Here is a 12,878-nt window from a genome sequence, read left to right on the forward strand (position 1 = left end):
GGAAACCCCCGTGACCAGACTCAGCGTCGAGATGCTGGCAGCGGACACCGTCGACCCGATCACGTCGGCAGGTCACGCACAGCTGGGCATAGCCGTCCTCGTCGGCATAGCCGTCCTCGTCCTCCTCATCACCCAGACCAAGCTGCACGCGTTCCTGTCGCTGACGATCGGCTCACTGGCGCTCGGCGCCGTCGCGGGAGCCCCGCTCGACAAGGTCATCACCAGCTTCTCGGCCGGCCTCGGGTCGACCGTCGCGGGCGTGGGCGTGCTGATCGCGCTCGGCGCGATCCTCGGCAAGCTGCTCGCCGACTCCGGGGGCGCCGACCAGATCGTCGACACCATCCTCGCCAAGGCGAGCAACCGGACGATGCCCTGGGCGATGGTGCTGATCGCGGGGATCATCGGGCTGCCGCTCTTCTTCGAGGTCGGCATGGTGCTGATGATCCCGGTGGTGCTGCTGGTCGCCAAGCGCGGCAACTTCTCCCTGATGCGGATCGGCATCCCGGCGCTCGCGGGCCTGTCCGTGATGCACGGCCTGGTGCCACCGCACCCCGGCCCGCTCGCCGCGATCGACGCGGTCCACGCCGACCTGGGGATCACCCTGGCGCTCGGCGTCCTCATCGCCGTGCCGACCGCCATCATCGCGGGCCCGGTCTTCTCACGCGTCGCCGACCGCTGGGTGCACGTCACCCCGCCGGACCGGCTGATGCCCACACGGCCGTCGGAGGAGCTGGAGCGGCGTCCCGGGTTCGGCGTCACCGTGCTCACCGTGCTGCTCCCGGTCGTACTGATGCTGATCAAGGCACTGGTCGACATCGTGGTGGACGACCCGGAGAACACCGTCCAGCGGGTCGCCGACGTCATCGGCGCTCCCCTGATCGCGCTGCTGGCCGCCGTGATCGTGGGCATGTTCACCCTCGGCCGGGCCGCGGGCTTCACCAAGGACCGGATCTCCGCCACCGTCGAGCACTCGCTCGCCCCGATCGCCGGAATGCTGCTGATCGTCGCCGCGGGCGGCGGCTTCAAGCAGACGCTGATCGACATCGGCGTCGGCAAGATGATCATGGACATCTCGCAGGACTGGAACGTCTCCGCGCTGCTGCTCGCCTGGCTGATCGCGGTCGCCATCCGCCTCGCCACCGGCTCCGCGACGGTGGCCACGATCTCGGCCGCCGGGCTGATGACGCCGCTGGCCGCCGATATGTCGAGCACCCATGTGGCGCTGCTCGTGCTGTCCATCGGCGCCGGGTCGCTCTTCTTCAGCCATGTCAACGACGCGGGATTCTGGCTGGTCAAGGAGTACTTCGGGATGAGCGTGGGGCAGACGGTGCGGACCTGGTCGGTGATGGAGTCGATCATCTCCGTCGTCGGGCTCGTCTTCGTCCTGCTGCTGTCGCTGGTGATCTAGGAACTGGTGACTTGAGCACCGGAGAGGTAGAGGTACGCAGGTCATGACGGCACATCCGCTCTTCGACATCGCGGACCGCACCGCACTGGTCACCGGCTCCAGCCGGGGCATCGGCCACGCCCTCGCGCGCGGTCTGGTGGAGGCCGGCTGCACGGTGGTGCTCAACGGGCGCGATCCGCACGCCCTCGAGAAGGCCGCCGCGGAGCTCGGCGGCGCCGACGCGGGGGTGTACACCGCCGCGTTCGACGTCACCGACGGCCCGGCCGTGGCCGCCGGTATCGCCGACGTCGAGGAGCGGGTGGGCCCGCTCGACATCCTGGTCAACAACGCCGGGATGCAGAACCGGGCGCCCCTGCTGGAGTTCACCGACGACGCCTGGCGGCAGATCCTGGACACCAACCTCACCAGCGCCTTCCTGGTGGGCCGGGAGGCCGCCCGGCGGATGACCGGACGCGGCCACGGCAAGATCGTCAACATCTGCTCCCTGCAGAGCGAAGTGGTCCGCCCCGGAATCGCCCCGTACGCGGCGACCAAGGGCGCGCTGAAGATGCTCACCAAGGGCATGTGCGCGGACTGGGGCCGGTACGGCATCCAGGTCAACGGGCTCGGCCCCGGCTATATCGAGACCGAGCTGACCCGACCGCTGGTCGAGGACGAGGAGTTCAGCGCCTGGGTACGCGGCCGGACCCCGGCCGGGCGCTGGGGCCGCACCGAGGACCTGGTCGGCGCGCTGCTCTATCTCGCCTCGCCCGCGGCGGACTTCGTGAGCGGGCAGGTGCTGTATGTCGACGGCGGCATGACGAGCGTGCTGTGAGCGGGGTGGGCGCGGTGACATTGGTGCATCGGTCGGTTTGGCGAACCGCTTTGGCGGATCGCTTCCGTGCATCGCCGTGGTGAATCGCTTCGGTGAATCGTTTTGAGGAGGCTGGGCGGATGGTGCTGGGCTGTGTGATCCACGGGCAGGGTGATCTGCGGATCGAGGAACTCCCCGAGCCGGAACCGGCGCCAGGGCAGGCGCTCGTGGCGATCCGGTACGGCGGGATCTGTGGATCGGATCTCCACTACCACCGGCACGGCGGGGTGGGCGACTTCCGGCTCCAGGAGCCGATGGTGCTCGGGCACGAGGTCGTCGGCACGGTCGTGGCGTACGGCGAGGGCGCGGCCGGGCCCGCGGTCGGCACCCCGGTCGCCGTGCACCCGGCCACGCCGTGCGGGGTGTGCCCGGAGTGCTCCGACGGCCGCGCCAACGTCTGCCGCGACACCCGCTATCTGGGCAGCGCCGCGCGCACCCCGCATGTCCAGGGCGGCTTCGCCTCCCGGATCGCGGTCCCGGCGGTGCAGCTCCGGGCCCTGCCCGAGGGGCTGGAGCCGCGCCGGGCCGCGCTCGCCGAACCGCTGGCGGTTGCGCTGCACGCGGTGCGGCGGGCGGGCGCGGTGAAGGGCCGCCACGTGCTGGTCACGGGCGCCGGTCCGATCGGCTGTCTGACCGTCGCGGCGGCCCGCGCGGCGGGGGCGGCGACCGTTACGGCGACCGATCTGCTGCCCCGCGCCCTGGAGTTCGCGGCGGCGGCCGGGGCGACGGCCTGCGTACGGGCCGACGATCCGGACGACCCGAACTGGCCCTCGGACGAGATGGACGTCGCGATCGAGGCGTCGGGCGTCGCGGCTGGGCTCGACACCTGTCTGCGGCGGGTGCGGCGGGGTGGTGTGGTGGTGCAGCTCGGCATGCTGCCGCCCGGGCGGAGCCCGTTCGCCGGGAACCTCTTGGTTGCCCGGGAGATCGAGCTGCGGGGGGCGCTGCGCTTCCATACCGAGTTCGACGACGCGTTGCGGCTGTTGGCGGCGGAGTCGTCGTTCGACGGGCTGATCAGCGGGGTGCGGCCGGCGCGGGAGGCGGTGGAGGCGTTCGGTCAGGCGGCTGACCGCAGTCGGTCGTGCAAGGTGCTGCTGGACTTCGCCAACTGATCGTGTTGCTTGGCGGGTGCGCGTGCCGCTGTGTGCGGGTGCGTGGTGGTTGCTGGGGTGCGCCGGGGGTTGCGCACGGTCGTGGCGGGCATCGGGGCGACCCTGGCGCCGCCGGGCCCGCGGTAGGGCGCAGATCCCCGGTCCCTCCCAACTGCCTTTTCTCCAAGGGTGATTGCAGCGGCGGCCAGACCAACGCGCCGGGCTCCTTGGTGGACGGCGACAGATACAACTGCCACATCACCAGCGCCTCGACGGACGTCTAGGGGGATCCCTCATTGTGATGTCCGGTGCCATGGCAGGTCTGGACCAGTCGTGGCACCCTGTCGGCGACAAAGCGTCGGACAACGTTGTCCCACGCTCTCGGGTACCTCCAACGGACGTGGAGTTCACCGCATGAGACGTGTCGCCACCTTATTCAGCGCCCTCACTCTCGCCACTCTCGGCTGGACCGCCGGAACCGCCGCCCACGCGGCCCCGTCCCCGACCCCCTCCACCTCCGCCGAGGGGGCAGCCGGAACCTCCGTCTCCACCGGGGAGCAGCGCGCCGCCGTCCGCTTCTGGACGACGGACCGGCTGCGCGCCGCCCAGGACGTCACCGCCCTGCCCGCCGCCCGCACCGCGAAACTCGCGACCGCCCCGCCCACCACGGGCGAGCGGGTGAGCGTGCCCCCGCTCCCGGGCCCCGCCGCGCCCACCTCCGCGCCCTCGACCCGGGCCACCTCCCCCACCGCCTGGACCGGCGGTGGCCTGATCAGCACCACGGCGGGCAAGGTCTTCTTCCAGAACGCCTCGGGCGGGACCTTCGCCTGCTCGGCCACCGTCGCCAACAGCGACAACCGGTCCGTTGTGCTCACCGCCGGCCACTGCGTCGTGGACGCGGCCACCGGCACCGGCTACCGCAACTGGGTCTTCATCCCGGGCTACACAGGCGGCAACCGCCCCTACGGCACCTTCTCCGCCCGCAGTCTGTTCTGGGAGCCCCAGTACGTCTCCACGCGGGGCAACGCCAACTGGGACTACGCCTTCGCCGTCATGAACACGTTGAACGGCCGCACCCTGGCCGAGACCGTGGGTGCGCAGGGCATCGCCTTCAACTCGCAGACCGGCCGTCATGTCCACTCCTTCGGCTACGGAGGCTCGGCGGCCGAGGGCAACGGCGAGCGGCTGAACCACTGCGAGGGCAATGAGTTCCCCGACGCGGGCCGTCCCGGCTCCACGATGTGGGGCATCGACTGCGTGCAGACCGGAGGGTCCAGTGGCGGCGGCTTCCTCGCCGACTTCTCGGGCGGCGGGGGCTATCTGATCGGCAACATCAGCGTCAGCGCCGGTGCGAACGAATACCACCCGACGCTGGGCAACGAGGCCCTCGACCTCTACCGGCGGGCGGGCGCGGCGTAGGCCCACCGCTCACTTTGTACGGCCCATTGTGTACGGCCCGCCCTCTCCGTCCCCGACCAGGAGGAGGGGGCGGGGCCCTGGCCGTGGGGCGGTCCGGTGCGGCGGCGCACAATGAGCGCATGACGAGCAGTGACGCAAGTGTCGCCAGTGACGTGCCACCGGACCCGGCCACCGCTCACGCCTGGACCGCCCTCGGCGGCGATCCGGCGCTGCTGGGGAACGTGGCGTACCGCGCGGTGAGCGGGGGACTGCCCGCCCGGCTGCCCGTGGCCGAGTTGGCCCGCGCCACCGTGGGTGTGTGCTCGCTGGCCGCCGCCGAACTGGGCGCGCGGCGCTCCGGCGGGGCCGTTGCGGCGGTACGGGTCGACGAAGGTGCCGTGGCCACCGCGTTCGTCAGCGAACGGCACCTTCGTATCGACGGCCGGAAGCCCACCAACTTCGCCCCGCTGTCCGGCTTTTGGCGCGCGGCCGACGGGTGGGTCCGTACGCACGCCAACTACCCGCACCACCGGGCCCGGTTGCTCGCCGCGCTCGGCCTGCCCGGCGACAGCGGGCCGGACGAGCTCGCGGCGGCGCTCGCGGCCCGGCCCGCCCGGGCGATCCAGGAGACCGTGTACGCGGGGGGTGGGCTGGCGGTGGCCGTGGCGGAGCCCGGCGAGAGCGAGATCCCGCTTGACGGGCTGCCGTTGGTCGAGTCCCAGCGAATCGGGGAGGGCGCGCCGCGTCCGCTCTTGGCGGCGCCATTGCCCGCGAGCGGGGTGCGCGTGCTCGATCTGACCCGGGTCATCGCCGGGCCGGTGGCCACCCGCACCCTGGCGCTGCTGGGCGCCGACGTGCTGCGCATCGACTCCCCGGGGCTGCCCGAGGACCCGGACGCGCACGCCGACACCGGCTTCGGCAAGCGCTCCGCCGCACTCGATCTCGGTGCGCCGGAGGGCCGCCGGACCTTCGAGGCGCTGCTCGCCGACGCCGATGTGGTGGTCACCGGCTACCGCCCCGGTGCGCTCGACCGCTTCGGGCTCGCCCCGGACGCCCTGCTGGAGCGCCACCCCGGGTTGATCGTCGCCCAACTGTGCGCATGGGGCTGGTCGGGGCCCTGGGTCGGGCGGCGCGGTTTCGACAGTCTGGTGCAGGCGGGGACCGGGATCGCCGCGATCGAGGCGGACGCCGACGCGGACGCTGGCGGTCACCCTGGTGTGTTGCCTGCACAGGCGCTTGACCACGGCACGGGCTATCTGTTGGCGGCGGGGGTGCTGCGGGGGTTGACGGAGCGGGGGGAGGTGGGTGGCGGGCGCCATCTGCGGTTCTCTCTCGCGGGCACGGCGTCGTGGCTTCTGCACGGCATCGCCCCCGTGCCCCGGGGCGACGGCCCTGCCCATGATCCGGCGCCCTGGCTGGCGGAGACCGCCTCGGACCAGGGAGTTCTGCGGTACGCCCGCTCGCCGATCGCTACGGCGGACGGCCCGCTGGACTGGGCGCGTCCACCTGGGCGCTTGGGCGCGGACGCCGCGCGCTGGCTCTGAGCTCGGCCCGGGGCGGATTTTTCCCCACCCCGCCCCTTCCCCGAACCGGGGCTCCGCCCCGGACCCCGCTCCTCAAACGCTGGAGGGGCTGGTTTGGCTCCCCGCCCCTTCCCGTTCCGGGAGCTTCGCCCCCCCGGGCCCGGCCGGGGCTGGGGCGGAGCCCTGCCACGTGGCGGAGCCGGATGTCGGTGCTGGGGGAAGGGGCGGAGTGGGGTGCAGCCTGCCCGGCCCTCGCCGCGACCAGGGGGCTTCGCCACCGGGCGGCGGGGGCTGGGGCTGGGCCCCAGTTCGGGAAGGGGCGGGGAGGGGAGCAGCCCGCCGCAGGCGTCACGATCGGCAGGGCCCCCTGACGCCCCCGCCACCAAATTGAGTTGCCGCCAAGCCCTCCCCTGACGCGTAGTGGTGTCCCACACGACTCGGAAAGGGCGGTGCCGATGAGCGCGAGCGCCATGCATGCCGACGAATGGCCCATCGACGTGGCTCTCGTACGGCGGTTGCTCGCCGCGCAGTTTCCGCGGTGGGCCGAGTTGCCCATTGAGCGGTTCGCCTCGTCGGGCACCGTCAACGCGCTGTTCCGGCTCGGGGACGACCTCGCCGTACGGTTGCCGCGGATCGCGGGTGGTGCCGGGGACGTGGAGCGGGAGCACCGGTGGCTGCCGTGGCTCGCCCCCAAGCTGCCGGTTCCCATTCCCGCCGTGCTCGGCAAGGGCGTGCCGGGGGACGGTTTCCCCTGGCCGTGGACGGTCCATCGGTGGCTCGACGGGGAGAATCCGCGGGAGGGGCACGTCGCCCGGCCCGCGCGGCTCGCCGCCGATCTCGCGGAGTTCATCGTCGCGCTGCGCCGGATCGAGCCCGCGGACGGGCCGCCCGCCTACCGGGGCGGGCCGCTGCGGGAGGTCGACGAGGAGACCCGTACCGCGATCGGCCTCCTGGAGGGGACGATCGATACCGGGACGGCTACCGCGGCGTGGCAGGAGGCGCTCGCGGCGCCCGGGTGGGACGGGCCGCCGGTGTGGACGCACTCCGATCTGATGCCGGGCAACCTGCTGGTCGCGGATGGCCGGCTGAGCGCCGTCATCGACTTCGGGACCGCCGGAGTGGGCGATCCGGCCTGCGATCTGATCCCGGCCTGGAATCTGCTTCCGGCCTCCGTACGGGAGGACTTCCGTACGGTGCTCGGCGTGGACGACGCCACCTGGGCGCGGGGCCGGGGCTGGGCCCTGAGCATGGCGCTGATCCAGCTTCCGTACTACCGCGAGACCAATCCGGCGATGGCGGCCAACGCGCGCCATGTGATTCAGGAGGTGCAGTCGGAAACGTCGTCAATGGCCTCGACGAGCGGGGCTCCCCTCGCCGTTGAAACCGGCGGGGGGAGCCTCTGACTCTGACCCTGACCCCGACCCCGACCTGAGGGGTACGTCCAGCCCTTACAGCCGCACCGTCGTCAGCGAGCGCTTGATCACCGGGGTGAGCTTCTGTTCGACGAAGCGGTAGAGCAGCCACGCGAGGCCCAGCATCACCAGCACGGTCAGGGCGAACGTCCCGTAGGAGGGGATGCCCAGCTTCTGGTGGAGGACCCAGACGACCACCCAGCCCAGATGCTCATGGACCAGATAGAACGGGTAGGTCAGCGCGCCCGCGACGGTCAGCCAGCGCCAGTTCGCCCAGTTCAGCTTGCCGAGCGCGATCAGCGTCACCGCCACATAGCCGAAGGCGACCACGCCGATGATGCCGACGGCCGAACGGTAGGAGAAGGCGTCGATGTTGGCCGGGTGCCACAGCTCGCGGATCGCGTAGTGCTGGCCGATCAGGAAGCTGATCCCGATGATGCCCCAGGACAGGGCGTCGTGGCCGAAGCGGTGGAGCAGGTAGATGCCCATGCCGCCGATGAAGTACGAGGAGTACTCCGGCATCAGGACGACGTCCAGCAGCGGCAGGTTCGCCGCCTCGGCGAACGCCGAGCCCAGCGTCCAGACGGCGCAGAAGAGCACCACCCGGTGCCGGGTCGCGCCCGGCAGCACCACGAACAGCGCGAAGAGGGCGTAGAACCGCAGCTCGGCCCAGAGGGTCCAGCACACGCCCAGCACCCGGTCCACCCCGAGCGGCTGCTGCAGCATGGTGAGGTTGACCAGCGCGTCGCTGGGCGACACCGCCTTGTAGGTGACCCAGGGGAGTGCGAAGACGGCGGTCACCAGGATGATCGCGACCCAGTAGGCGGGGTAGAGGCGGGAGACGCGCGAGGCGAAGAAGGAGCGCAGCGGCCGTCCCCATCCGCTCATGCAGATGACGAAGCCGCTGATGACGAAGAAGATCTGGACGCCCAGACAGCCGTAGGCGAAGGTGCTGGACAGGGTGGGGAACTGGGCGCGGGGCGAGGAGCCCCACGCCTGGGCTATCTCACCGTCGCGGCCGCCGTAGTGGTACGCGGCCACCATCAGCGCGGCGAGCAGCCGCAGCCCGTCCAGCGCGCGCAGCCGCACCGGATGGCCGCCGCCGCGCGCGGCCGCCTTGGCGGTGCGCTCGGCGGATCGCTCCAGAGCGAGGTCGGGGGCGCGCGGCGGCGTCGGCGTGGGAGCCGTCGCCGCCGCGGTGGATATCGGCCCGGCGTCGGGGGCGGGCGGCGCGCTCATCCGGTGACCGTCCGCTTGAGGGCGGCCCGCTTGATGGCCCGGGCCCGGCGGGCGACCTTGCGCACCGTCTCATTGCGCGGGATGAAGGCGAGCTGCGAGGGGACGGCCCCGGGCAGGGCGAGCGCGGTCAGCCGGCGCTTCTTGAAGTAGCGCCAGGTCTGGTTGTCCAGGTGGGCGGCCAGATAGCGCTCGGCGGCGGGCCGCAGATCCGGGTAGATCTTGGCCTGCATGCAGAAGCCGACCGCGGCGATCAGCCCGGTCAGCCGCTTGCCCGCCCGCTCGTCGACCGGCTGGGCCGCGGCCACCGCCTTGTGGTCCTCGAGGTCGGGCAGCAGCGCGTCCACGATCGTCACCGGCATGCGGTTGCTGTTCTGGTACGGGGTGAGCCGCTCCAGCAGCGTATCGGTGCCGATCCGGGCCACCGGCAGTCCGTAGAAGACGTCGGCGGTGAGCAGCGCGGTGGAGAAGCAGCCGATGACCAGGGCCGGACTCATCCGCTGGTACAGCACCTCGGCCAGGACCGGGGTGTCCATGACGGTCAGCTCCGCGCCCAGCTCCGCGGCCTTCTTCTCCAGCATCCGCGACCAGCGGGCCGGGGCGGTGGGGTGCGGCTTGAAGACGACGGTGCGGTGGCCCAGCGCCACGGCGCCGCGCAACATCCGCACATGCAGCTCTTCCTCCTCCTGCGGAGTGAGGATGTCCAGCGCGGACAGATACTGCCCGAGCATCAGCGCCGGGCCGTTGCCGACGGCGATCCGCTCGCTGGCGGAGACGACACCGCGCGGGGCGGCGTCGGCGACCTCGGTGAGCACCTTGGTGAACACCTCGGTCGGCAGGATCTCCGGTTCGACGCCGAACTCGGTCAGCAGCAGCGGCCGCAGCCCGGGCACCAGGTCCAGGTGGAGCAGCCGGCGGATGCGGGTGCCGATCAGCGGGTCCAGCTTGTTGCGGGTCGGGCCGTAGCTCATCAGACCGTCGGCGTAGACGTCGATGGGCGCGCCCTGGAAGACATTGGCGACCGCCATGGCCGGGTTGACCTGGATGGATTCCAGGACCAGCTCGATGTTGTCGTCGCCGAGGTTCCACAGCAGCCGCAGATGGCGCTCCCACAGCGGGGCGTCGTCCACGCGCGGGGCCCAGCCGCCGGGGTGGAACGGCGAGATCGTCTCGTTCCAGGACAGCACCCGGTCGAAGCGGCCGCGCAGCCGCTCGAAGCCGGGCATCTCGTCGACCGGCGGGGTGGTCTCCGGCGTCGCGGCGTTATTGCTGATCAGCAGCAGCCGGCGGTCGGCCGGGCCGACGCTGTCCGCGTCGATCGCGGCCGCGAGGGTCGCCGCCCCGTACAGGGTCGAGGCGAGGAAGATCTGGGTGCGCTTGCGCTCCGCCAGCGGCTTGTAGGCGGACATCAGGCCGCCACCTCCGCCCCGGCGGGCCGGCGCTTGACTCGCCGCAGGCGTGCGGCGCGCTCGTAGTCCATGGAATCCAGTGCGTCCTTCAATACGTCCTGGGGCATGCGTTTCATCGCCGCCGCCGACATGGATCGGAGTTTGCGGGCCACTTGTGGTTCGAATCTCTCGATGTTGCCCAGGTGGTGGGAAATGATCGCGCAGTAGGTGCGGACGGCCTTCGGCAGCAGCGCGTCGGCGTCGCGGTCCCGCGCGGTTTCCTCGATGACCTGGTCGAATGCGCGAATGAAGTCGAGCTGGCGGACATCCCCGATCTGGGTGAGCGAGGAGGAGACGCCGCGCCGGTAGAACACCCCGTGCACGCCGAGGACGGCGAAGCTGCGGGCCTCGCGGTGCAGCCGCCAGATCCAGGGCCGGTCCTCGGCGGTGCGCAGCCCGTGGGTGAAGTGCAGCAGCCCCTCGTCGGCCAGCCGGCGGTGGTACATGCCCGCCCAGGCGTAGGGGTAGTCGACGGAGGTGGAGCGGTCGGCCGGGAGGATCGCGTCCCGCGGGTTCATCACCACATTGCGGCGGCCTTGCGGCACCCGGGTGATCGAGCGGGCGCGCGCGGTGCACTGGACGTGGTCGGTGCGGACGAAGTCGCACCCCAGGTCCTCCATCGCCGCGAGCATCTGCTCGTAGTAGCCGGGGGCGAGCCAGTCGTCGCCGTCGAGGAAGGTGATGTACTCGCCGGTGGATTTGTCCAGGCCGGTGTTCCGGGCGGTGGCCAGCCCACCGTTCTTCTCATGCCGTACGTAGACGGCCCCCGGAAGGTCGCGTTCGGCGCGCTCCAGGATCTCCGGCGTCCCGTCGGTGGCACAGTCGTCGACGAGAATGAATTCGAAGTCCTCACGCGCGTTCGCGCGCAGACTTCTGAGCGTGTCGGGGGCATAGGTCTGCACGTTGTAGAACGGCACGATGACGGAGAGCTTAACCACGCGGGTGACGCTAGGTCGCTGGTCGGCATTCGTCTTGACCTAGGGTGTACGTAGAGGTGAACGAAACACGTCGGAACGGTTAACCCGCCGCTCCAGCCAGCCGATTCTCCAATCGTCGACGTTCTGTTAACCCTTTGTTGCTCTTGCGTTGGGCCGTGAATCGACAACGCTTCCTAGCGTCTGCGACGTGTCCTCACGTACCAAATCCCCTGTGCGAGTCGCCGTGCTCGCCGACTCCGACACCCGGTGGAAATGGGGCGCGCTCACCGCGCATCGCCTCGTACCGGACGAGTCGGGTTCTGCCTCGGGCCGTCGCCTCGACGGCTTCCTGCTGCGCGGCCGCGCCACGCCGACCGCCCGGCAGCTCACCGAGGTCGGGGTGCGCGCCGATGCGATGCGCGAGGTCACGGGCGTGGAATTCGTCCGGGCCGTGGACCGTGAGCGCTATGACGTGATCGTGCTCTCCCTGGTCGGCGGCGCCGTCCAGGCCATGCTGCACGGACTGCGCCACGCCTGGCAGGACGACGAGCGCCGCCCCGTGGTCGTCACCGGCTACGTCGGTGTCGTCTACGAGAAGCTGGCCGACGGTCTGCTGCTGCGCCACGGCGCCGATGTGGTGCTGGCCAACTCCCGCCATGACGCGGACCGTTTCCGCGACGTCTACACGGGCGTCGGCGCCGACGGGAACAGCGTCGTCGAATGCGCGCTGCCCTTCCTCGGCGGTGACCGCTACGACCCGAAGGCACGGCTGGCGCGGAAGTACCCCGGCGGCACGGTCGTCTTCGCCGTCCAGCCGTCCGTCCCGGACAACCGCGCCGACCGCACCTATCTGCTGCGCCGCGCGGTGGAGCACGCGCGCCGCCATCCGGACCGCGAGGTCGTGGTCAAGCTGCGCAGCAAGCCGGGCGAGCACACCACGCATATCGAAGAGCTTCCCTACCAGAAGCTGATCGCCAAGTTCGGCGACGATCTGCCCGCCAACTTCCGGCTCGCCTACGGGAACATGGGCGAGGTCCTGGACACCGCCGACCTGCTGGTCACGGTCAGCTCCACGGCCGCCCTGGAGTCGCTGCACCGCTCCATACCGACCGCCGTCCTCACCGACCTCGGGGTGCGGGAGACGCTCGGCAACCACCACTTCCTCGGCTCCGGCTGTCTCGCCTCCTGGGACCAGCTGGACGCCGGGCACCTGCCGGAGCCGAACGCCGAGTGGCTCGGCCGCCAGGGCGTCGCCGCCGACGGGCCGTACGAGACCTGGTTCGACGCCGCGCGGGAGCGGGTCGCCGAGCTGGCCGCCGCACCGACCCTCCCGCCGCTCGCCCCCTTCTACACCCCCACCACCGCGCCCGGTTATCTGCCCGGCCGGCTCGCCCGGTACGGCTTCGAGCCGGACGGCTCGCCCCGCCCCGGGGCCTCGGCCGAGGACGAGGCGCAGGTCTCGGCGCTGCGCCGGGTGGTGCGCAACACGATGCGCGAAGCGGCCCGCGGTGCCTACCGCCACGGCGTGCAGCGGGTGGCCCCGGTCATCCGGCGAATGGGGGAGCTGTGAGCGACGTACGCGCGAACCAAGA

Annotated in this window: 10 protein-coding genes; 7 read left to right on the plus strand and 3 right to left on the minus strand. The window is 71.6% G+C overall.

Translation table 11 applies throughout. The features are described from left to right. Positions 1-10: 10 nt before the first annotated feature. From J8403_RS25020 to J8403_RS25045, 6 genes are all read left to right on the plus strand, one after another. Entirely contained in the window at positions 11-1,408 is a 1,398-nt protein-coding gene (locus J8403_RS25020; protein WP_211125122.1) for a GntT/GntP/DsdX family permease, read from the plus strand. A 43-nt stretch (positions 1,409-1,451) separates the two neighbouring features. Further along, on the plus strand, positions 1,452-2,222 hold the full coding sequence (locus J8403_RS25025; RefSeq protein ID WP_211125123.1) for an SDR family oxidoreductase: 771 nt from the start codon (positions 1,452-1,454) through the stop codon (positions 2,220-2,222). Positions 2,223-2,341: 119 nt separating this feature from the next. After that, positions 2,342-3,373: an L-idonate 5-dehydrogenase gene (locus J8403_RS25030; protein WP_211125124.1), complete on the plus strand. Its 1,032-nt coding sequence runs from the start codon at positions 2,342-2,344 to the stop codon at positions 3,371-3,373. A 393-nt stretch (positions 3,374-3,766) separates the two neighbouring features. Further along, positions 3,767-4,771, plus strand: coding sequence for a hypothetical protein (locus J8403_RS25035; RefSeq protein ID WP_211125125.1), 1,005 nt, complete (start codon positions 3,767-3,769; stop codon positions 4,769-4,771). Positions 4,772-4,890: 119 nt separating this feature from the next. Further along, positions 4,891-6,294 (plus strand): CoA transferase, encoded by a 1,404-nt coding sequence (locus J8403_RS25040; protein ID WP_211125126.1) that lies wholly within the window; start codon positions 4,891-4,893, stop codon positions 6,292-6,294. A 434-nt stretch (positions 6,295-6,728) separates the two neighbouring features. After that, a complete protein-coding gene (locus J8403_RS25045; protein ID WP_211125127.1) occupies positions 6,729-7,676 on the plus strand; it encodes an aminoglycoside phosphotransferase family protein in 948 nt (315 codons plus the stop codon). Between the two features lie 45 nt (positions 7,677-7,721). Here J8403_RS25045 and J8403_RS25050 read toward each other — a convergent pair whose 3' ends face one another. From J8403_RS25050 to J8403_RS25060, 3 genes are read right to left on the minus strand one after another with little or no spacing between them, the layout of a single operon-like run. Further along, positions 7,722-8,924 carry an acyltransferase family protein gene (locus J8403_RS25050; protein WP_211125128.1) on the minus strand — a complete coding sequence of 401 codons (1,203 nt, stop codon included), beginning with the start codon at positions 8,922-8,924 and terminating at the stop codon, positions 7,722-7,724. Then, positions 8,921-10,330, minus strand: coding sequence for a polysialyltransferase family glycosyltransferase (locus tag J8403_RS25055; protein ID WP_211125129.1), 1,410 nt, complete (start codon positions 10,328-10,330; stop codon positions 8,921-8,923). Before J8403_RS25055 ends, J8403_RS25050 begins: the two co-directional genes overlap by 4 nt. Beyond that, the gene (locus J8403_RS25060; RefSeq protein WP_211125130.1) at positions 10,330-11,307 is read right to left on the minus strand and encodes a glycosyltransferase family 2 protein; all 978 of its coding nucleotides are present in this window, start codon (positions 11,305-11,307) and stop codon (positions 10,330-10,332) included. Before J8403_RS25060 ends, J8403_RS25055 begins: the two co-directional genes overlap by 1 nt. Positions 11,308-11,530: 223 nt before the next feature. Here J8403_RS25060 and J8403_RS25065 point away from each other — a divergent pair, with 223 nt between their 5' ends. Further along, the gene (locus J8403_RS25065) at positions 11,531-12,856 is read left to right on the plus strand and encodes a DUF6716 putative glycosyltransferase (protein ID WP_211128418.1); all 1,326 of its coding nucleotides are present in this window, start codon (positions 11,531-11,533) and stop codon (positions 12,854-12,856) included. Positions 12,857-12,878 lie beyond the last annotated feature (22 nt).

This window comes from Streptomyces yatensis (genome assembly GCF_018069625.1).
Classification (GTDB): domain Bacteria; phylum Actinomycetota; class Actinomycetes; order Streptomycetales; family Streptomycetaceae; genus Streptomyces; species Streptomyces yatensis.